The organism is Rhizobium sp. AN68, assembly GCF_030758035.1.
Lineage (GTDB): Bacteria > Pseudomonadota > Alphaproteobacteria > Rhizobiales > Rhizobiaceae > Agrobacterium > Agrobacterium tumefaciens.
The window spans coordinates 1,845,990-1,868,131 of record NZ_JARWMI010000002.1; the positions used below are offsets into that span (position 1 = coordinate 1,845,990).

Sequence of the window (22,142 nt, forward strand, 5' to 3'; positions counted from 1 at the left end):
GGCTCGCCGCAGACGAGCAATTCTACCCTGCAAAAACTTTTGATGGTACTTCATCCCAACTCCTCCCTGAGCTAACATGAAAACATATGACGTAACGCCACGTCATCATATGAGTAACGAAGGGATTCGTTTTCTGCAAGAGGGAAGAGTGGCATGATGGGCGATAGGGAAAAGCCGCGGGAGCGGCGGGCACAACAGATCATCGATAATCTCAGTGCAGAAATTCGCAGTGGAAAACTGAAGAACGGCGATCAGCTTCCCACGGAACCGCAGCTTGAGCGCACCTACGGCGTGAGCCGCACGGTGGTTCGCGAGGCGATCGCGGATCTGCGCTCTTCCGGCTATGTCATTCCCATCCATGGCAAGGGCGTGTTCGTCAGCAATGTCAGCGAGTGGGCGGGTGTGAAGCTGACGCAATCCGAAGTTGGCACAATTGCAGAAACGCTGGAAATGCTTGAGTTTCGGCTCGCAACCGAAGGCGAAGCAGCGGCAATTGCCGCCTATCGCCGCACAGCCCAGCAAGAAGCGGCGATTTCCGCAGCCCATCGGAAAATGGGCCGGGCCATCGATGCGGGCGAAAGCACCGTCAGTGCCGATTACGAGTTTCACACGGCCATTGCGATAGCGACCAACAACCGGTTCTATCTCGAGGCACTGCGCCAGTTCGGGTCACGCTCGATACCGCGCGGTCAGTTTCCAACCCTGCCGGAGACGGGCGACGCGGATTATCTGCGCAAAGTGCAGGCCGAGCATGAGGCAATCCTGCGCGCCATCGTAGAGCAGGATCCGGATGCCGCGCGGAAAGCCATGCGCGATCATATGCTTGCGAGCCAGCGTCGATACAGGTTGCTTTCCGAGGCGCAATAGCATCTCGACACTCATCTTATTTCGTGCGATGTCATATGATGACTAGCATGGAGTGAGGAGAGAATCGATGTATGTCGGCACCCAGGTGACAGCGCGCGATGACGAGGATTTCAAGGTTTGGGCGCAGCTTGGCGTCAAGAATATCAACGCAGATCCGCCTGGTGCACCCGCAAGCTGGACCTTTGAGGATTTTGAGCGCCACCGTGACAAGGTCGAGAGCTTTGGCCTCGTGCTCGACATGGTGCAATTGCCGTTGCCATCAAGGCCGATCGAACAGGCATCGTTTCCCGATATCCTGCTTGCCGGGCCAGAACGCGACCGGCAGATCGATGCCGTCTGCAGAATGATTGAGGATATCGCCAGGGCCGGCATCCCGGCGGCGAAGTACAACCTCAATCTCATCGGCATCCCGCGCACTGAAATGGAGCGTGGGCGCGGTGGTTCGCTCAATGAAGCCTGGCGATGGGACAAGGCTGACCATGACGCGGCTCCGGGCCTTGCCGGTGTTCTATCCGAGGACGAAAACTGGGAACGCATCGACTATTTCCTCGAACGCGTGGTGCCGGTTGCCGAAAGCAACAAGGTCCGGCTCGCCTGCCATCCGCATGACCCCTACACCCCGCCCGGCTACAAGGGTGTCACCCGGGTGCTCGGCACGGTCGAGGGCCTGAAGAAATTCGTGCAGATGCGGGAAAGCCCCTATCATGGCCTGAATTTCTGCCAGGGATCGATCGGCGAGATGCTCGACAATCCGCGCGAGGAGATCGACGAGATCATCCGCTGGTTTGGCAGCCGCGACAAGATATTCAATGTCCATTTCCGCAACATCAGCGGCGGCAAGCTGTCGTTCATGGAAACGTTTCCCGACGAGGGTGACATGGACATGGTCCGTTCGCTGAAGCTCTACCATGAACTCGGCTATCGCTACATGATCATGCCCGATCATGTGCCGACGATTGCGGGCCGCGATCCCGTCGGTGTCGCCTTTGCGTTTTGCTACGGCTACATCGCCGCGCTCATCGAGGCGCTCAACAACAACCATCTTTGACTGTTTCAGGCCGGTTGGCGCATGTGGCGCTGCCGGCTTGCAATTACCGATCTGTAGGAGGAGCAGGTATGAAAAAATCAATGATCCGTCTCGCATTCACCACCGTTCTGGGCGCCATGCTGGTGCAGGCGTCGCCGGTGGCGGCCAAGACCCCCAACGACCAGCTCGTCGTCGGGACGTCGCTTGCCCAGGTGCTGTCGCTAGACCCCCATCAGGCTACCGAAGCGAAAGCCAACGAAATCATGGCCAATCTTTACGATCGGCTGATCTCGGTCGATGGCTCGGGAAAGGTTTCGCCGCAGCTGGCAGAGCGCTGGGAGACAGATGACAAGGGCATCACGTTTCATCTTCGCGCCGCCAACTTTGCGTCGGGTAATCCCGTTACCTCCGCAGATGTGGTTTATTCGTTCAGCCGCCTTTTGAAGATGAATCAGGCGGCGGCCGCCAACCTCAAGCGCGTTGGTTACAACGCGGAAAATGTCGACAAGCTGGTGAGCGCCCCGGACGAAAAGACCGTCCGCATCGAACTGTCGGGGCAAACGACATCCGAACTGCTGCTCTATCGTCTGGCGATGGTCATTGCCAGCGTTGTCGACAGCAAGGAGCTCAAGTCCCATGAAGTTGACGGCGACTGGGGCAATGCGTGGCTGAGAACAAATTCCGCCGGTTCAGGACCCTTCACCCTCAATCGCTGGTCGCCGAACGAAATCATCATTCTTGAGGCCAACAAGGACTATGTGGCTGGCAGCCCGAAAATGCGTCGCGTGATCGTCCGGCATGTACCGGAAAGTCAGGTGGAGCGCCTGATGCTGGAGCGAGGCGACATCGACATTGCCAGCGCGCTGACGGCATCCGACCTTGCGACCTTCAACAACAAGGAAGGTTTTCAGATCCAGCGCGTGCCGACGGGTGGTTTCTACGTCCTGTCCATGAATGCGGGCAAGGAGCCTCTTTCCAACCCCAAGGTTCGCGAAGCAATTGCTTACGGCATCGACTACAAGGGAATGGAAAAGACCATCATGGGACCCTATGGCAGGGCGCGCACGGTGCCGGTTCCGGAGAATTTCGAATATGCCATTCCAAGCCCCGACTGGAAGCTTGATGTCGAGAAAGCGAAATCTCTTCTGAAGGAAGCCGGTTATGAGAATGGCTTCACGCTTAATCTGAAGACAATTGCCCAAACGCCGCGTATCGATCTTGCTACGGCCATCCAGGCATCGCTCAGCCAGGTCGGTATCAAGGTGAACATTCAGCAGGGTAACGGTTCGGATGTGATTGCCGCTCACCGTGCGCGAGACTTCGATCTGCTCATTCCGCAGACGGGCGCCTATATGCCCAACGTCCTAGGCTCGATGGAGCAGTTCTCCAGTAACCCCGACAACTCGCTTGCTGCCAACAATGCCGGCAATTTCGTCTGGCGCTCTGCCTGGGACATTCCGGAACTGACGGCTCTGACCGCAAAGGCTTCCCTTGAGCCCGATGCCAAGAAACGTGGGGAAATCTACACCCAGATGCAGGAAATGTTCGTCGCGCAGAAGCCAGCGGTTCTGCCTCTCTTCGAGAGATACGAGCCGATCGTTTTGACGTCGCGCGTCAAGGATTATGTCGGTCACCCCAGTCAGACGACACGACTGGAAAACGTGACGAAGCAGTGACTGCAAACCACTAGACGGAAAACATGTGACGGGCGGTGACTTTACCGCCCGTTTTTTTGTGGGTCCCCCGACCGCTTGCTGGCCAATTAAGACAGGGCCGCCGTGCGAACTATTACGCCCGCATCCTTGAATTCTTGGGGTTTTCGCGATGGCTCTAGCGGGTTAGACCGTGCAGCGATCGACCCTTTCCCAGAGCGGGATTCCCAAACCCCGCTCGCTCACATTCCACTAAATGCGTTGGCACCATGAGCTTCCCACAAATAAAACTTCCCGCAAGGCCGCTCAGTTTGAAGCGCGGTGTCATTTCGGTACCGGCGGCCTATTATTTCTCCATCCCCGTGCTGCTGGTGATTACAGTCGTCCTGCTCGTGGCCGAAGGCCCGGGTGTGTTGCGCGACTATCAGATCAGCCGCGACCCGCTGGAGATCGAAAGCGGCGACATCAACGGCAGTTGCAAGACCCGCAAGGCGATCTTCACGAATTGCGAAGCTGAGCTTTCCTACGAGCATGGCGGTGTGAGCTACAAGAAGGATGTCGAGGTCATGTTCGTCGATTTCCATTCCGGCGACTATGAAACCGGTCTGGTCATTTCGGCGAAGAATCCAGAACTTGCAACGATTTCACTTGGCCTCGATATGCTCTGGAACCGGATCATAACCCTGGGCGTGTTCGTTGCCCTGCTCGGTTTCGGCTGTTTCGCACTGCTGCTTACACTTATCCGCACCTTGCGGGCTCGTCTGCGTCTGCGGCACCCGGCGCCATTGACTGTTATTCCGGTGGCGCTGACGGCGGTCGCCGAAAAACGCAGCCGTCTCTTCGTGACCTATGCCGATACGGTCAGGGAAGGGAAGACGAAGAGGCAATCCTTTACCTACCTGGAGAGAGGGCGAATCCCGGTCGTCATCGGCCACACCGGCAAACACGATGTCGCACTGGCGGTCTGGCACGGTGAAACCCCGCTGCCTGTTCTGCTTGACGATCAGCTAGAGCGAATTGACCTATCGGAACAGGAAAGAGCGGAAGCACTTGCTTCGCTCGAACCGGCGCTTGCGAACCGTGGTCAGGAGGGCGTATCCGCCCCCGGCGCGGCGGTGACAAAAGCCCCGAGCCTTGCGCGACGGCTGGCAACGTTCGTTGCAATTGTCGCCTTTATCGTCGTTGCAACCTTGGGGTACTGGCTGTGGTACGTCACCAGCGCGCCTTCGCAATTCAACTCTCCGGGCATGGACCTCAACAACATGATGCCCGCGGCGCTCAACGAGTGGGGCTGCGCGCGTCTGCAGGAGCGTTTTGCTGATGGTCCGGCACCTTTCGGTTGTGCCGGGAACGATTTTCGAAGCTGGAAATAAAGGCTTTTTCTCTTGGCGTTTGTTGGGCCGGTCGCAAGAGCTTTATGGGCTGGCGCGTCGGCCTGGCGTCCCCTGGCTCTTTGTCGATGAGATCGATCAATTATCCAAAGTTGCATTAGAGATTTATAAATAAACCAACTCCATAGTGCGATCGTGGGCGGTTCTCGAGGCTGGGAGAGTGCATCATGTTCACGGTTCTGGAATGCGTTGCGGTACAACACGATCATGCGATCGTGCTGCTTGCAGCGGTTATTTGCCTGCTTGGCATGCATGCTTTTTTCCATTTGTTGTTGCGTGCGGAAGAAAGCCCGGCTGGCCGCAAGCCTTACTGGGTGCTGGTTGCCGCCTTTGCAGCGGGGCTCAGCGTCTGGGCCACGCATTTCGTGGCCATGCTTGCTTATAAGGGTTCAGTCCCGATCGGCTTTGATTTCCAGTTCACGGCTCTGTCGGCGGTTCTGGCCGTTCTGGGGTTCTGGCTGGCGCTCAGGGCGCGCTCGAAATCGAGCTACAGTCCCGTTATCGTTGGAACGCTGGTTACCCTTTCGGTTGCCGTCATGCATTTCGTCGGCATGGCGGGCATGGATGTGGCCGCCACGATCAGCTATCGCTGGGGCCCCGTTTTTGGTGGCTTTGCTGTTGCCTGGGTATTTTTTCTGCTGGCCTTTTTCCTGTTCCTTCGTTCCGCCGCATGGAAACGCATCGTCATTCCGGCCGGATGTTCGATCTTGGCAATCTGCGCTTTGCATTTCACCGCCATGTCGGCCACGATCCTGTCGCCGGATCCGTCCGTCGCTGGCCCGGATCCCGACAATCTGGCCAGAGTAATCATGATTGCTGCCGTTTCGGGCGTGACTTTCCTGGTCCTCGCAGCCACTGCCACCGCCGCTCTCGTTGACCGTTACCTTGTCGATCTCAAGGGGCTTGTGGATGCGACGCTGGATGGTCTTGCCGTGGTCCGTGATGGCCGCATTGTTGAGCTGAATACCCGTTTTGCCGGGCTTGTCGGCAGCGATGAGGCATCGCTGATGGGTAAAAATCCAGATGATCTCTTCAAGGCCATGGACGGACAGCCCACCTATCTGCCGCGCCTCGCGCCGGTTGAGGCAATCCGCGAACGCAGCGACCGGCCGCAGGTGTTCGAGCTTGCCGTGCGCACCATCGAGTATCGCGGCCATCCTTGCGAAGTGCTGGCGATCCGCGACCTGACGGAAAAGCGGGAGGCGCAAAGGGAGATCGAATATCTGGCCCGCCACGATGTGCTGACCGGCCTTTCGAACCGCACCATGTTCCAGACGCGGCTGCACCAGCAGATCGAACATTGCGACGCGGAGGATGAGTTTGCCTTGCTGGCGCTCGATCTCGACCGGTTCAAGGCGGTCAACGACATTTTCGGCCATGCCGAGGGCGACCGGGTGCTGAAAAAAGTTGCGACCATCCTCGATGAATGCGCAAGGCCGGGAGATATCGTCGCCCGTCTCGGCGGCGATGAATTCGTTATCCTGACTGCCCGGCATACCAAATCGGAGGAGGCACGTCTGCTTGCGGAGACAATCCTTGCCATGTTCGGGTTGAAAATGAATGCGGCCAACGACCCGACCGCTGTCGGCGTCAGCATCGGCATCGCCGTCTTTCCGCGGGACGGGAACAGCAACGAAAGCATCTTGCACGCCGCTGATCTGGCGCTTTACCGCGCCAAGATGGGTGGGCGCGGAATATTGTCCTTTTATGATCCCCTGATGGATCAGGAGGCCCGCGAGCGCCGCCAGCTCGAAACTGATCTGCGGCTCGCCATCAACCGCAACGAATTGGTGTTGAACTATCAACCTGTCCTTTCCGTCGAATGTGGTCAGGTCGTCGGTTATGAGGCGCTGGTACGTTGGCAGCATCCGACAAGGGGTGTCGTACCTCCGGATGTCTTCATTCCGATTGCAGAGGAAAGCGGGATCATCATCTCGCTCGGCGAATGGGTGCTGCGCGAGGCCTGCCGCCAGGCGAGCACCTGGGCGCCGCACCTGAAAATCGCTGTCAATGTTTCACCATTGCAGTTTTCGCTCGCAAATCTCGGCCATGTCGTCTGCACGGTTCTCATGCAGTCCGGCCTTTCGCCGAACCGGCTGGAACTCGAGATCACCGAAGCCGCGTTGCTGAAGGACCGCAAGGCGACGCTGATCATCCTCAACCAGTTGAAGGCGCTGGGTGTGGCCATCGTCATGGATGATTTCGGGACCGGTTATTCCTCGCTCAGCAACTTGCAGAGCTTCCCCTTCGACAAGATCAAGATCGACCGCAGCTTCATCGCCGCCATGAGCGAGGATGATAATGCCCGCGCCATCGTGCGCGCGGTGATCGGCCTCGGTCGCAGCCTCGATCTGCCAGTGACGGCGGAGGGTATCGAAACCGACGCGCAATATCGCATGGTTGTCGATGAAGGTTGCGCGCAGGCGCAGGGTTATCTCTTCGGCAGGCCGGATGTGGCTCCTGCCGCGGCGGCAAGCACTGGCAAGCGGAAGAAACATTCCGTCTGAAAGAGGAGTGCGGCGGCGTGATGCCGTCGTAATTCCATTCTCCTACGCCGATGGAACGAGAGCGAACGCAGATCGTTAGGATTGTGTGTGGTGCGTCCGTGTCGCCACCGCCGCAGCCGGCGGCATACGACAGCCCTGACCTTCCGATGATGAATTCGCTGGTCATGAGACGCACCAAGGATGGAATTCTATCTCTGGGAGAAACCAATGACAGACCGCCTTGAGCCGCAGGACCCGCGCAACCAGTATCCGCGCCCGCCCTTTTCAACGCCGACTCAGGAAATGCCGGGGCTGGTCACGAACATGATGCCTTTCCCTGATCATGGTGAAAAGACCTATCGCGGGAGCGGCAAGCTTGCCGGGCGCAAGGCGCTTATAACCGGCGGTGATTCCGGCATCGGTCGCGCCGTGGCAATCGCCTTTGCGCGAGAGGGTGCAGATATCGCGATATCCTATCTGCCGGAGGAAGAATCGGACGCCGAAGAGGTGGTAGCACTTATCGAAGCGGAAGGCCGCGTGGCGGTCGCCTTACCCGGAGATATTACCGACGAGGCATGGTGCCGCGAACTGGTTGAAAAAGCGGTAGGTGATCTCAACGGCCTCGATATTCTGGTGATCAATGCCGCAAGACAACAATATCGCGAGGGTATCGCCGAGCTGTCGACTGAAGATTTCGACCGCACGATGAAGACCAATCTCTACGCGCTGCACTGGATTGCGCAGGCCGCCGTTCCTTATCTTGAGCCCGGATCGTCGGTGATTACCACCGCATCTATACAGGCCTATGAGCCGTCTCCCATTCTTCTTGATTATGCCACTACGAAAGCCGGCATCGTTGCCTATACGAAAGCGCTCGCCAAACAGCTTATCGAAAAAGGCGTGCGGGCAAATGTCGTCGCGCCTGGTCCCTTCTGGACGGTTTTGCAGCCAAGCGGCGGGCAGCCGGACGAAAAGGTCAGGAATTTCGGTAAGGACAGCGATTTTGGCCGTCCAGGCCAGCCTGTGGAACTGGCACCGGTCTACGTGCTGCTGGCTTCGCAGGATGGCAGCTTCATCAACGGCGAGGTCTATGGTGTGACCGGAGGCCGGGGCATTGCCTGATCGGCTTTGAGGACTTGACATGAAACGACAGACAGAACGTCCAGACAGAGATGTGAAGCCCTTCGATGTCCGCGACCGGCTGATACTGGCCCTTTATGCGCAACTGAAGGCCGAGCGGCAAACGCGCGAAGCCATGGAATGGGTCATCCGCAATGGCGGGCTTTCGCCAGAGGTGCTGGAGGCGATGGCATCCGACCCTGTTCCGGTGCTGGCCGATGTGGACGTTCCCGCTATCGAGCGCATCCTTGCTGCGGACTGGGGCAGAGGTCAATCCTCTCAAGACGACAATGGGCGGCGATCATGAACCGGAGAGCGAGCTGGAAGGGTCATCTGACATTCGGCGATTTCAACTGTGAAATCGGTCTCTATTCCGCGCTCACTTCATCGGAAAAGATCTCCTTCAACATCGTCAACCGAAAGACCGGCCATCGCGTCGAAAGGCAATATGTCGATAGCGATACGGGCGACGCTGTCGACCGCGAGGATCAGGTTAAGGGATATGAACTCGACAATGGCGACCATATCGTCATCGAGGGAGATGAGATCGCAACGCTGATGCCGGAAAACGACAAGGTCATCCGCATCAGGCATTTTCTGAGCCACGACGAGATCGACAAGCTCTATTTCGATAAATCCTATTATCTGGCGCCGACACAGGAGGGTGGCGAAGAGGCTTTGACGCTGCTGGCAAAAGCCATGGACGACGAGAAGGTCTCGGCACTTGGCGAAGCGGTACTCTTTCGCCGAAACCGCGTGCTGTTGATCCGTCCAAGCGGCAAGGCGCTCGTGGCGACGACTTTGAATTTCGGCTACGAGGTTCGCTCGCAAACCACCGTTTTCAAGTCCATTCCCGATATTCAGTTCGATGAAGAGATGCTTGAACTCGCCCGTCACATCATCGGGAAACGGGCAGGCACATTCGATCCGGCGGAATATACCGATCGTTACAATGATGCGCTGGCGGAACTGGTGAAGGCGAAGATCGAGGGCAGGGAAATCAGCAAACAGCCGCCGCGCAAGCAAGATAACATCATCGACCTGAAGGAGGCTTTGCGACGCAGCGCCGGTGACGGCGAAAGCGGAAAATCTACCGCTGGTGCGGGGCGCAAATCCTCCCGGAAAGCGAGCTGATCCATGGGTTTGCAGAGCTATAACGCCAAGCGCAGTTTCGACAAGACGCCGGAGCCGAAGGGCGACAAGGTCGATACGCAGGGATCGAGTTTCGTCATACAGAAGCACGATGCCCGCCGGCTGCATTACGATTTCCGGCTGGAGATGGACGGCGTCCTTAAAAGCTGGGCGGTAACCCGCGGGCCGAGCCTTGACCCGGAGGACAAGCGCCTTGCGGTCCACGTCGAGGACCACCCTCTAAGCTACGGCGACTTCGAAGGCGTAATCCCGAAAGGTCAATATGGCGGCGGCACCGTCATTCTTTGGGATCGTGGTGTCTGGCGCCCGATTGGCGACGCGAAGAAAGGCTACCGCAAAGGCCATCTCGAATTTGAACTGGAGGGCGAAAAGCTTAAAGGCCGCTGGCATCTTGTACGTATGCATGGAAAACCCGGTGAAAGCCGTGAAAACTGGCTGCTGATCAAGGGCGACGACGAAGAGGCAAGGCATGATGGCGGCGCCGATATTCTGGAGGAGCGGCCGGAATCCGTGAAGACTGGCCGAAGTGTTGAAGAAGTTGCCGCCAAGCCGAAAGACACCTGGAATTCGAAGCCCGTATCGAAAAAGACCGTTAGTTCCTCCTCGGGCCAAAAACAGGCGCATGCCCTTCCGAAAGGTGCCCGCAAACAGGCGCTGCCATCCTTTGTGCCGCCGGCACTTGCGACGCTGAAACCTAAGCCACCGGAAGGCTCCCGCTGGCTGCATGAGATCAAGTTCGACGGCTATCGCCTGCAGGTCCGTATCGACCACGGCAAACTCCAGCTTCTGACCCGTAGCGGACTGGACTGGACCGAAAAGTTCGGCGATGCCGTGTCGGGAGCGCTCAAGTCGCTGCCGGCAGAAACACTGATGATCGACGGTGAAATCGTGGTGGAACGGGACAGCGGCGCCTCGGATTTCTCTGCCTTGCAAAAGGACTTGAGCGAAGGGCGCAGCGACCGCTTCGTTTTTTATGCCTTCGATCTCCTGTATCTGGATGGCACGGATTTGCGCGGGGCGGCGCTGACGGACCGCAAGGCGCTACTGGAAAAGCTGCTGCCCGCCAGCAACCCGCATCTTCGCTACAGCGAACATTTCGAGGAAAGCGGCGGGCTTGTTCTCGATCATGCCTGCCGCCTCAGCCTCGAGGGCGTTATCTCCAAGGTCAAGGACAGCAAATACGTCTCTGGCCGCAAGGGTAACTGGGTGAAATCCAAGTGCTCGATGCGGCAGGAATTCGTCATCGGCGGCTATACGCTTTCCTCCGCGTCGGACCATGCCATCGGCTCGCTGGCGCTCGGCGTTTATGAGGAAGGCAAGCTGCGTCATGTCGGCCGCGTCGGCACCGGCTATACCGCTGACATTGCCGAAATGCTGCTTGGCCGCCTGAAGCCGCTGGGCATCGATGACAGCCCTTTCGGCGAAAAGCTCACGGCACTTGCGCGCCGCGACCTGCATTTCGTCAAGCCGGAACTGGTTGCAGAAGTGGAGTTTCGTGCCTGGTCCGGAGATGGCAATCTGCGCCATGCATCATTCCGCGGCTTGCGGGAAGACAAGCCGGCGGGCGAAATCGAACGCGAGGATAAAGCCGTGTCGGAACAAGGGACGCCGCAGTCAAAGATCAAGTTCACCCATCCGGAACGACTTTATTGGCCGGACAATGGCGTGACCAAGGAAGGGCTTGCCGATTATTACACCCAGGTCTGGCGCTATATGGCCCCCTTTGTCGTCAACCGGCCTCTGGCGCTGCTGCGTTGTCCTGAGGGGATCGATGGGCAGCGTTTCTTCCAGAAACACGCCTGGCGCGGTGTGAACAAGGCGATAGAACAGATCAAGGATCCGAAGGACAAGGGCGGGGAACCACTGATCAGGATTACGGATTTCGATGGCATGATGGCCCTGGTCCAGTCCGCTGCGCTTGAAATTCACCCATGGGGGGCGACAACCGCGAACTGGGAAAAGCCTGACATGATCACCATGGATATAGACCCCGGCGAGGACGTGTCATGGCAGGAGGTAATCGGCGCGGCACTGGAACTGAAGCGGCGTTTCGAAGATGCCGGTCTGGCCGCTTTCGTGAAAACCTCCGGCGGCAAGGGGTTGCATGTCGTGGCACCTTTGAAACCGGAAGCGGGATGGCCGGCCTTGAAGGCCTTTGCAAAGACCATGGCGGATGACATGGCCAAGGCGGAGCCGGAGAAATATCTTGCGGTGGCAACCAAAGCGAAACGCCAGGGCCGCATCTTCCTCGACTATCTGCGTAATGGCAGGGGCAATACGGCTGTTGCGCCCTATTCGACACGTGCCCGACCGGGAGCCGCCATTTCAGCGCCAATCGAATGGGCGGAACTCTCAGATGAGATAGGTCCGGCACACTTCACGGTCAGCAATATCGGCGCGCGCCTTTCTGCCCTGAAGAAGGATCCATGGGACGGCTTTTTCGCTGCCGCGCGACCCCTGCCGAAAAAGGCCCGATGAGCGTCAGCCTTTCTTGTCCGAGGCAAGGCTTTTCTTCAAGGCATCCATGATGTTGATGACATTGCCGCCGGTCCGGGTTTTCGTGCCGGTCTTCTTTTCCGGGGAAGAGACGGTCTTGCTCTTGGTTTTTAGCAAAGCGCTGATCTTTTTCTGGATCGGATCCTGCACCAGCGCCGGTTTCCATCCCGTCATCTGTTTGCCGATGCGTTTTTCCATCGCGTCCAGCAGCGGCTTTTCGAATTTCATCTTCGGATCCAGCGCGTCGATGCTTTCGCGCACTTCCTCGCCATAGTGCAGGGTCCACAGAATGATGCCCTTGCCTGACGGTTCCAGGAGAACCGCTCTTTCGCGGCGATAGAGAACAAGCCGCGCAATGCCGACAACGCCGTTTGCCCGCATGGCTTCCCGTATCACGCTGAAGGCTTCCGTGCCGATCTTGTCTTCCGGTCGCAGGAAGTGCGGCCGGTCGTACCATATCCAGTCGATAGAGCCTGTGGGCACGAAGGTCTGGATGTCGATGGTGCGGGTGCTTTCGAGCGCGACCGCATCGATCTCGACATCCTCCAGCAACACATAATCGTCTTCGGCGCGGGGAAACCCCTTTACCTGGTTTTTTGCGGCCACCGGCTTGTGGGTAACGCTGTCGACATAGCGGCTTTCGACGCGATTGCCGGTTTTGCGGTTGAGAACGTGGAAGCGGTATTTGTTGCTTTCTGTTGTGGCAGGCGTCAGCGAAACTGCGGCCGTCACCAGCGACAGCTTCAGATAGCCCTTCCAGAAAACCTGCCGTGCCATGATCCGCGATCCGCCTTGTCGCCTGTTGTCTCCCGGATCAACAACCACAGGGTGGCTTTTGTTCCGGGAGCTTTGGCAGAGAGGGCGGGTCTCTGTCTCAGCCGAACAACGATGTAAGACCATAGACAGATGCGGATATCAGGGCAGCGGCCGGCATGGTCACGACCCAGGCAATGACGATATTGCCCGCAAGGCCCCAACGCACCGCCGAGACGCGACGTGCGGCACCGACGCCGATGATGGCGCCGGTGATCGTATGGGTGGTGGACACCGGAATGCCGAGCCACGTCGCGCCGAAAAGTGTCAGCGCACCGCCGGTTTCGGCGCAGAACCCCTGCATCGGGTTCAGCCTGGTGATTTTCGACCCCATGGTGTGCACGATGCGCCAGCCGCCGAACAGTGTGCCGAGCGCCATGGCCGACTGGCACGAGATCACCACCCAGAACGGCACGTAGAAGCTCTCTCCAAGATGGCCCTGGCTGAACAGCAGCACAGCGATGATGCCCATGGTCTTCTGTGCGTCATTGCCGCCGTGGCCGAGCGAATAGAGTGAGGCGGAAATGAACTGCATGATGCGGAAGGTACGATCCACGGCGAAGGGCGTCTGGCGCACGAACAGCCAGGAGACGGCAAGCACCAGCAGCAGTGCCAGGAAAAAGCCGATGGCCGGCGACATGAAGATCGCGCCCACGGTTTTCAGAAGACCCGACCAGACGATGGAATTGAAACCGACCTTCGCAAAGCCCGCACCGACGAGACCGCCGATCAAGGCATGTGACGAGCTGGAGGGAATGCCGAAAATCCAGGTGACGATATTCCAGACGATGGCGCCCATCAATGCCGCGAAGATGACCTGCGGGGAGACGATGGCCGGATCGATGATGCCGGTGCCGAGCGTTTCGGCCACATGCAGGCCGAAGAACAGGAAGGCGATGAAATTGAAGAAGGCCGCCCATGCCACCGCATATTGCGGGCGCAATACACGGGTGGAAACGATGGTGGCGATGGAATTTGCGGCGTCGTGGAGACCGTTCAGAAAATCGAAGAACAGCGCGATGGCGATAAGGCCGACAAGCAGTGGCAGTGCAAGCGCGACATCCATCAGACGTTCTCGATAACGATGCCGCTGATCTCGTTCGCCACGTCCTCGAAGCGGTCAACGACCTTTTCGAGTTCGCTGTAGATCTCGCTGCCGATCATATAGGCCATGGCATTGCCGGTCGCACCATGGCGCCGGAAGAGGTCCTTCAGGCCCTGGTCATGAAGCTCGTCGGAGCGCCCTTCAACGCGGGTGACCTCTTCGGCAATCACCGACAGGCGCTGGGCATTGGTGCCGACCTTTTCCAGAAGCGGGATGGCTTCGGCGACGAGGCTTGCCGCACGTACGATCTCGTGGCCCATCTCGCGCATCAGCGGGTCGAATTCGGTTTGCTCGAACAGCCGGATCGTCTTGACGGTCTTGTGCATCATGTCGATGGCGTCATCCATGGACTGGATGAGGTCCTTGATATCGCCACGATCAAATGGCGTTATGAAGCTGCGGCGCACCGCAAGCAGAACGTCGCGGGTAATATCATCCGCCTGGTCTTCGAGGGCGACGATAAGGTCGCAGTTTTTCTCGACGTCGACGCCGCTGAGAAGTTGGTCCAGAGCTGCGGCGGCTTTGACGACCGTTTCCGAATGTTTGCTAAACATTTCGAAGAAACGGTCCTCGCGCGGCATCAGCTTGCGAAAAATGCTCATCATGCGAATTGGCCCTCAATGGCGCTTTATTAGTTGTGGGGGGTGATTGTCATAAAACTGTCATAAATGCACGCGGGGCATTGATGCAACCCGGAAAATCGGCAGTATCAACGGATATGAAATCCACGAAGAAAAGCCGGAAAGCCCGTCCGGCGCGTTCCCTGACATTGCTCCAGCAACTTGCTGCTGTTCCTGAAAAGCTGTTCACCGGCTCTTTCCGGCAGCAATATGCCGCCTTATGCTTCCGTTATACCGGAAGCGGCGAAGAGATCGAAATCCTCGTCGTCACCTCCCGCACCAGCGCACGCTGGATCATTCCGCGCGGCTGGCCGATGAAACGCAAGAAGCCGCATGAGGCTGCCGCGATCGAGGCGTGGGAGGAAGCGGGCGTTCGTGGCCGCGTGAGGAAGGACGCCGTTGGCCGCTACACCTATCTCAAGATGCTCGACAACGGCGATGTCGTTCCCTGCGTTGTCGATGTCTTCCAGATCGAGATCACCGGGGAGGAAACGAGTTTCAAGGAGCGCGGCGAACGCCTTCTGGAATGGGTTCGCCCGGACGAGGCAGCAAGGCGCGTCCGGGAAATCGAACTGAAATCGCTTCTGGTCGACTTCCGCCCGAGGGGGAAGAGGAAACGCCTGACCGAGGAAAAGTCCTGACGGCAAACACCACCAGCGAACCTAGGATGGTGAAGATGGACGTTCGGTCGATCCCGTCTCCCCCATCTCGTCCGGTGCCTTCGGTAGCAGGCGGGCGAAACGCCGGGTGATGCTGTCGATGTAAGACAGGATTGTCGGCACGACGATCAGGGTGAGTAGGGTGGAGCTGATGAGGCCGCCGATTACTGCGTGCGCCATCGGCGCGCGCTGCGCCCCGCCACCGCCCACGGCCAGCCCGAGCGGAATCATCCCGAAAATCATCGCAAGTGTCGTCATGATGATCGGGCGGAAGCGGATGATGCCGGCGCTTGCCAGCGCTTCGTTGAGCGAAAGTCCACGCTTCCTTTCGCGGTTAGCGAAATCGACAAGCAGGATGCCGTTCTTTGTAACGAGGCCCATCAGCATGATGAAGCCGATCAGCGAGAACATGTTGATCGTGCTGCCGGCAACCAAGAGCCCGACGAGGACGCCGATGAGAGACAGCGGCAGCGACGCCATGATGGCGAGCGGTTGCAGGAAGCTGCCGAATTGCGAGGCGAGCACGATGTAGATGAAGATGACCGCCATTGCGAGCGCGATTACCATGTGGCCAACCGTCTCCTCCATGGTTTCGGCGTCGCCGCCGAAACGGATACGGTAGCCGTCCGGCAGGTCGCGGGCGGCGGTAAGGTTTTTCAACACATCTGTCACTTCGCCAAGCGCTCGTCCGGATATGTTGGCCGAAACCAGCACCTCGCGGCGATTGTCGATGCGGCGGATTTCGGCGGGTGCTTCCACGGTGGTGATATCGGCGACCTGATCCAGACGTACCATCAGGGGCGAGCCGTTGGATGCCGTGCGGCTGGCGGCGATCATCAACTCGCTGATCCTCGCCGTGTCGGCACGGCGCTCGCCGGGCAGGCGCACGACGATGTCGTAGCTGTTACCGCCCGCATCCGTCCATTTCGACAGGTCCTCACCGGCGATGAGCGGCGAGAGCGCTGCGGCAAGATCGGATCGGGAAATGCCGAGATCGCTTGCCGCCTCGCGTTTCAGGCGTACCGAAAGGATGGAGGTCACGTCGCGGGTGCTCGAGGTCACATCCACCAGGCCGGGGATTTTTTTCATGTCTTCCATCAGACCGTCCGCGATCTTTTCGAGGATCGCCCGGTCGTCGCCAAGAATGCTGAGCTGGACGGGGCTTTCGCCACCGCCAAGACCGTTTTGCAGGATCGCGACCTCTATGCCCGATATGGCCGACAGGCGTTTGCGGATCGGATCGGCCAGCGTGACCGGAGTTCGGGTGCGCATCTCCGGCGGCACCAGTCCCACCAGAACGGCGGCGCGATGTTTACCGACGGTGCCGCCGGTATTGACGGTGGAATAGAGCATCTCGACTTCCGGGAATTCCTGGAGTGCCTTCTCGACCTGCCGCACCTTCGCCGTGGTGTAATCCAGCGAGGAGCCGACCGGTGCCGTGACGTTGATCTGGAAGCGGCCTTCATCCGTATTCGGGACGAATTCCGCACCGACCAACGGCACCATGAGCAGGCTGCCGACAAAAATGCCTGATGTGACGAGCAGGGTGACGAGCCGGTGGTGCAATGTCCAGCCGATCACGTGCCGATATTGATCGGCGAGCCATTCGAAGCCGTGATCGAAACGGGCGATCAGCCGGCCCACCGGCCCGCGCGGGGCGTTGGGTTGCGCATCCGGATCGTACCAGACGCTCGACAGCATCGGATCGAGCGTGAAGGCGACGAAAAGCGAGATCAGCACGGCAGCTGAAACGGTGATGCCGAATTCATAGAAGAACCGACCGACGATGCCGTCCATGAAAGCGACAGGCAGGAAGACCGCCACGATTGTCGCCGTTGTCGCGATAACCGCAAGTCCTATTTCGTTCGTGCCGTCGAGTGCTGCGCGGATATGGGATTTCCCCATGTGAAGGTGACGGGTGATGTTTTCGCGCACGACGATGGCGTCATCCACCAGAATGCCGATGGAAAGCGTCAGCGCCAGGAGGCTCAGTGTATTGAGCGTGAAGCCCATAACATCAATGACCGCAAGCGTGCCGATGATCGCGATCGGCAGCGTCAGTCCGGTGATGACGGTGCTGCGCCAGGAATTGAGGAACAGGAAGACGATGGCCACGGCAAGTGCCGCCCCTTCTATCAACGTCGTCTGCACCTGCGTGACGGATTCCCGAATGGGAATGGATGTGTCCGTAATGACTCGCAACTGCACGTTTTGCGGAACAAGGTCGGCATTGAGGGCGTCCAGGCGCTTTCTCACATCCGCGACAACCTGAACCGTGTTGGCACCCTGAACCTTGACGATGTCGATCGCCAGCGCAGTCTGGCTATTATAGAGGGCACGGTTTTCGGGGTCGGCAGCCCCCTCGGAGAGTGCGGCGATGTCGCGAAGATAAATGGCTGCGCCACCGCGCCGGGCGACGACCATGTCCAGCAGCGCCTGCGGTTCTGCGATGCGGCCCTGCACCTGGATCGTGCGTTCGGAAACGGTATCGACAAGGCTTCCAGCCGGGCTGTTGCTATTGCCGGTGCGTAGCGCGCTCACCACCTCGTTAATCCCGATCCCAAGCGCGCGCATGCGGGTGTCGTCGATCACGATGTCGATCTGCCGCTTGCGGGCGCCGACCAGCGTTGCCTGCCCGACGCCGGGAACAGTCGTCAGTTGCCGCACCACCTTCTGGTCGGCAAGGGTGGTGAGTGCGGGTACGTCGAGCGACGTCGAGCTTATCGCCACCGACAGGATAGGCTCGGCGGCGGGATCGAACCTGGATATGACCGGCTTTTTGGCCTCTTGCGGGAAATTCGCGTCGATGGCGGCGATCTTGTCGCGCACGTCCTGTGCCGCGGTCGCGCTCTTAACCTCGAGCTTGAATTTTGCGACGACGACAGAGCGTCCCTCGTAGGAGGTTGACGTGATCTCGTCCAGACCGCCGATGGCGTTCAGCGCATCCTCGACCGGGCGCGTCAATTCTGTCTCCACCGTTTCCGGCGTGGCGCCCGGATAAGCGGTGGACACCACAACGACCGGAACGTCGACATTGGGGTAAAGGTCGAGCCCCAGCCGCTGCAACGAGAAAAGACCCATGACCAGAAGCGCCACCATCATCATGCTGGCGAAAACGGGGTGGGAGACGGATATGCGGGTCAGAAACATCTCAGCCTGCCTTGTCGACCGTAACAGCCATGTCGGGCTGCAATTCGGGAAGCGGTGCGGTCAGGATCGTCTCACCGTCCTGTAGACCGGCGCCTATCTCGATCAGGCTGCCATCGTTCCAGCGCGATCCCACCGCCACCGTCTGGCGGCGAAGGTGGCCGTTCAGGACTTTAAGGACGTGATAGCCGGTTTCGTCTTCGCGAAGCGCGATTGCAGGAACGACAAGCGCATCGTTTTTTTCGCGCACGAGGATGGACCCGCTGGCGAACATTCCTCCCCACAGCCGGCCGTCGCGGTTGGCAAGCCGCAGATAGATGGCGACAAAGCGCGTCCCGTCTTCGGCAACCGGGCTGATGCGCTCAACGGTGCTTCTGAGAGGCTGTCCGCCGATGCCGTCAATATCGAGTTCGGCGGTCTGGCCAACGGCGACACGTGGGATGTCGCGCGTGGCAACGAGAACCTTCGCCTCAAGCATACTTGTATCGACCAGCGTCATGAGTTCACCATCGACACTGACGCGGGAGCCGGTTTCTGCCTGCCGGCGAGTAATGGTGCCATCAAAAGGCGCGCGGATTTCGGCATTGCGAAGGGCAAGGCGGGCGATATCCACCTGCGCCGAAAGGCTCTGAAGCCTTGCCGTTTTCACAACGACATCGCTCTTCGCCTTGTCGAGCTGTTCAGCCGATGCGATGTTTTTTGACGCTAGCTGTTCGGTTCGGGTGAGGGCCTGCATCGCCAGTGTCAGTTCGGCCTCGGCCGCATCCCGATCACTCTGCCGCAGCAGGAGAGTCGATTGCAGTTCCTCGGTTTCGAACCGTACCAGCAGGTCGCCCGCCCGCACCGCCTGTCCGTCCCGGACGTTCATCTCGAGAATTTTTCCAGCCTCGCGGGCGCGGATCACGACACGGCTGACCGGCTGAAGTTCGCCACTGATGCTGAGCCGCTCCGCCATCGCTCGTGTGCCGATCCTTGCGATTTCCGCAGCCGTCAGTTCGAACGGGATACCGGCCGGGCTCATCGAGGTTGACGCCACGATCCCCTTGACGCGCTCGTTCGCATCGACGCTTCCGCGCGCCGGATCAAGAGCCGTGACGACGAGAGCGCAGCCCGCAAGCGCGATCCCCGCCTTGATCGTTCTTTTCACCCACATGACATAATCCTTCCAGGCAAAACTCATCCTGTGACCGCCGATCGAGCGGTCATGTCGCCTGTCTTCCAGGCTGATGGCTTCTGGATAAGTGTTCATAATTGCAGCAGCATTACCCGCCCGCATCTTCTGCGCCGCAATACTGCCGCAACCTTTCTGGCAGACAAGGAGGGGGCGAAGGGACGGTGGCAAATGAGACTTCTGTTGATTGAGGACGAAAAGGAAATGGCGGATGCGCTGTCGACGACGCTCGGCAAGCAGGGGATCGTCATCGACCATACGATGCGGCTCGGCGATGCGATGGAGCTGGCGCGCCAGCATGTCTATGATGCCATTCTGCTCGACCGTCGTCTGCCGGACGGGGAGGGGCTGACCTTCATTCCAAAGCTGCGCCGCGCCGGTATCGATACGCCGATCATTTTATTGACGGCGATGAACGAACCGGAGGAGCGGATCGAGGGGCTGAATGGCGGTGCCGACGACTATCTCGGCAAGCCGTTTCTCGTCGGCGAACTGCTGGCGCGGCTGCGCGCGGTTTTGAGAAGGCCGGCAAGCATCGCCCCGTCGCAGATCGCTGCAGGCCGCATCGTGATCGATCCGCTTCATCTCAGCGTCACGATCAACTCGCTTCCCTTCGATCTGCCAAGGCGCGAGCTGATGGTCCTCATCACGCTGGCGAAACGAAAAGGCAAATCCGTGCTGCGCTCGACGCTTGAGGCGGCCGTGTACAATTACGAGGAGGAAATCCAGTCCAATGCGCTCGATGCGCATATATCGAGACTGCGCAAACGCCTGCTCGACGCTTCGGCCGGGGTCAGCGTGCATAATATTCGCGGCATCGGTTATCTGCTCAGGGAAGACACATGAAAGCGCAGGGCAAGTCCAATCCGTCCTTGTGGTGGCAATTGAGCTGGCAGCTCAGCATTGTCGTCTCCTCCATGATCGCTGTCGTCATCGTCGGGCTTTGCGTTTACGGGGTGATGAAGCTCTCGCCCAATATCGGGCTCTGGAACGATTTGTCGGCGACGCTTGACGAGTCGCTTTCGCTTGATCCGCAAAAGGGTCTGGTCGTTACCGAAGGACCGGCATTACGCGCCTTGAAAGCGAAGAATGAGACGTTGTGGTTCGTGGTCTCGACACCTGACGGTCACGCGGCGACCTTCGGAACCGTACCGGCTGTTTATGCCGAACTGGCACGCTACGTTCATCTGATGACGGACGCCGATATTCGCGGCGGCAGCGGCATATCCGAGGTTGCTTCGGCTGAAAGTATCGAGACGACGTCGGGACCCGTCAGGATCATGTTCGGCGGAACCTCTAATGCACGAGCGTCGTTTCTGACGCTTCTTGCCGGCACCTATCCGATTTACGTCCCCCTCCTGGCGGTTCTTTTGCCTGCGGTGTTTTTCTCCGTGCCACACATCGTGCGCCGGGCGCTTGCTGGCCTGAGCTCCGTCGTCAAAAAAGCACCGGAGATCGACCCGCGACGACCGGGTTCGAAGCTTCCCGTCGAAGATGTGCCGCGCGAAGTCGTTCCGTTGATCGTTTCCTTCAACAGCGTTCTCGAGCGGCTCGAAGAGCAGTTCCAGGCGCGGCAACGTTTTCTGATCGATGCCGCGCACGAATTGAGGACGCCGATTGCAATCATGCAGACCCGGATAGAGGGCCTGCCCGGACCTGACCAGCAGCGCCTGATGGAGGATGTCGCGCGGCTCGGTGAAACCGCCGAACAGCTTCTTGCCTTTGAGCGAAACGATCAGGTGAACGACCGGCGCGAGGCGGTGGACCTTGTCGATATCGCCAAAACGGTTGTGGCAGAGCTCGCGCCGCTTGCGCTTTCGGCAGGTTACGACATCTCCTTCGAAACGCAGATCGAAAAATACGACATGCAAGGCAACCCCTTCGCCCTGCCGCGCGCCATCAGCAATATCGTGCGCAACGCCATCGACCATGGTGGAAACAAGGGGCTGATCCATGTCTCGGTTCTCGCAAACGGCGAAATCGCGATTTCCGACGAGGGGCAGGGCATACCCGAGGACCAGCAGGAGCGGATATTCGAACCTTTCTATCGGGTCACGCCGAAAAGCACGGGTGCCGGACTTGGCCTCAGCCTCGTCAAGAAGATCGTCGCCAATCATAACGGCCGTATCGTGCTGGAAAGCAACCCCTCTGGAAGCACGTTCCGGGTTCGATTCTGATTGCGCTTTGCGCGCTGTAGACCGGTCGCGGCGATTGTAATGCTGCCGCAACGTTCGCGGTCATAATGTGTGGGCACGGGATCAACCGTGCCAACCGGAGTACACACAGTGACACACCCACCGGATCGTTTTCTTCCGGATTTCCGGCGAGAAGACGGCGCGTAGAAAGCGCGTCGCCGGCCCGGAACCTCGCGCAATGCTGCAGCGCCAATAATCGCAGCAGAGCACCAATCCGATTTCATATTCGGTTCATCCTGGGC

17 protein-coding genes are annotated in these 22,142 nt (G+C 59.0%); 12 read left to right on the forward strand and 5 right to left on the reverse strand.

Annotated features, from left to right (window positions below; all coding sequences use genetic code 11):
* The first annotated feature begins 153 nt into the window (after positions 1-153).
* From RBH71_RS11830 to ligD, 9 genes are all read left to right on the forward strand, one after another.
* Positions 154-867, forward strand: a complete 714-nt coding sequence (locus RBH71_RS11830) for a FadR/GntR family transcriptional regulator (RefSeq protein ID WP_004431172.1) — start codon at positions 154-156, stop codon at positions 865-867.
* Between the two features lie 67 nt (positions 868-934).
* Positions 935-1,915, forward strand: coding sequence for a mannonate dehydratase (locus tag RBH71_RS11835; RefSeq protein WP_013761138.1), 981 nt, complete (start codon positions 935-937; stop codon positions 1,913-1,915).
* Positions 1,916-2,031: 116 nt separating this feature from the next.
* Entirely contained in the window at positions 2,032-3,570 is a 1,539-nt protein-coding gene (locus RBH71_RS11840; RefSeq protein WP_370953851.1) for an ABC transporter substrate-binding protein, read from the forward strand.
* A 245-nt stretch (positions 3,571-3,815) separates the two neighbouring features.
* Positions 3,816-4,919 (forward strand): hypothetical protein, encoded by a 1,104-nt coding sequence (locus tag RBH71_RS11845; RefSeq protein WP_112161253.1) that lies wholly within the window; start codon positions 3,816-3,818, stop codon positions 4,917-4,919.
* A 185-nt stretch (positions 4,920-5,104) separates the two neighbouring features.
* Positions 5,105-7,444 (forward strand): EAL domain-containing protein, encoded by a 2,340-nt coding sequence (locus tag RBH71_RS11850; protein ID WP_065660282.1) that lies wholly within the window; start codon positions 5,105-5,107, stop codon positions 7,442-7,444.
* A 207-nt stretch (positions 7,445-7,651) separates the two neighbouring features.
* Positions 7,652-8,545: an SDR family oxidoreductase gene (locus RBH71_RS11855; protein ID WP_038495923.1), complete on the forward strand. Its 894-nt coding sequence runs from the start codon at positions 7,652-7,654 to the stop codon at positions 8,543-8,545.
* A 19-nt stretch (positions 8,546-8,564) separates the two neighbouring features.
* On the forward strand, positions 8,565-8,849 hold the full coding sequence (locus RBH71_RS11860) for a hypothetical protein (RefSeq protein ID WP_111803161.1): 285 nt from the start codon (positions 8,565-8,567) through the stop codon (positions 8,847-8,849).
* Complete coding sequence (locus RBH71_RS11865; RefSeq protein WP_111803160.1) at positions 8,846-9,676, forward strand: Ku protein; 831 nt, start codon at positions 8,846-8,848, stop codon at positions 9,674-9,676. Before RBH71_RS11860 ends, RBH71_RS11865 begins: the two co-directional genes overlap by 4 nt.
* 3 nt (positions 9,677-9,679) lie before the next feature.
* On the forward strand, positions 9,680-12,172 hold the full coding sequence (ligD, locus tag RBH71_RS11870) for a DNA ligase D (protein WP_112236111.1): 2,493 nt from the start codon (positions 9,680-9,682) through the stop codon (positions 12,170-12,172).
* A 3-nt stretch (positions 12,173-12,175) separates the two neighbouring features.
* Here the strand turns inward: ligD and RBH71_RS11875 are convergent, their stop codons facing one another.
* From RBH71_RS11875 to RBH71_RS11885, 3 genes are all read right to left on the reverse strand, one after another.
* Entirely contained in the window at positions 12,176-12,967 is a 792-nt protein-coding gene (locus tag RBH71_RS11875) for a Ku protein (protein WP_113138426.1), read from the reverse strand.
* A 97-nt stretch (positions 12,968-13,064) separates the two neighbouring features.
* Positions 13,065-14,069, reverse strand: coding sequence for an inorganic phosphate transporter (locus RBH71_RS11880; RefSeq protein ID WP_004431194.1), 1,005 nt, complete (start codon positions 14,067-14,069; stop codon positions 13,065-13,067).
* A complete protein-coding gene (locus tag RBH71_RS11885) occupies positions 14,069-14,713 on the reverse strand; it encodes a DUF47 family protein (protein WP_111803157.1) in 645 nt (214 codons plus the stop codon). Before RBH71_RS11885 ends, RBH71_RS11880 begins: the two co-directional genes overlap by 1 nt.
* A gap of 113 nt (positions 14,714-14,826) precedes the next feature.
* Here RBH71_RS11885 and RBH71_RS11890 point away from each other — a divergent pair, with 113 nt between their 5' ends.
* Complete coding sequence (locus tag RBH71_RS11890; protein WP_038495316.1) at positions 14,827-15,369, forward strand: NUDIX hydrolase; 543 nt, start codon at positions 14,827-14,829, stop codon at positions 15,367-15,369.
* A gap of 21 nt (positions 15,370-15,390) precedes the next feature.
* Here RBH71_RS11890 and RBH71_RS11895 read toward each other — a convergent pair whose 3' ends face one another.
* Both RBH71_RS11895 and RBH71_RS11900 read right to left on the reverse strand, forming a co-directional pair.
* Entirely contained in the window at positions 15,391-18,537 is a 3,147-nt protein-coding gene (locus RBH71_RS11895; protein ID WP_323687306.1) for an efflux RND transporter permease subunit, read from the reverse strand.
* Position 18,538: 1 nt separating this feature from the next.
* Entirely contained in the window at positions 18,539-19,687 is a 1,149-nt protein-coding gene (locus RBH71_RS11900; RefSeq protein WP_111803209.1) for an efflux RND transporter periplasmic adaptor subunit, read from the reverse strand.
* A gap of 189 nt (positions 19,688-19,876) precedes the next feature.
* Between RBH71_RS11900 and RBH71_RS11905 the strand changes: the two genes are divergently transcribed.
* Together RBH71_RS11905 and RBH71_RS11910 are read left to right on the forward strand one after the other, a co-directional pair.
* Positions 19,877-20,551: a response regulator transcription factor gene (locus RBH71_RS11905; RefSeq protein WP_004431205.1), complete on the forward strand. Its 675-nt coding sequence runs from the start codon at positions 19,877-19,879 to the stop codon at positions 20,549-20,551.
* Positions 20,548-21,882 carry a sensor histidine kinase gene (locus RBH71_RS11910; protein WP_112236113.1) on the forward strand — a complete coding sequence of 445 codons (1,335 nt, stop codon included), beginning with the start codon at positions 20,548-20,550 and terminating at the stop codon, positions 21,880-21,882. Before RBH71_RS11905 ends, RBH71_RS11910 begins: the two co-directional genes overlap by 4 nt.
* Positions 21,883-22,142 lie beyond the last annotated feature (260 nt).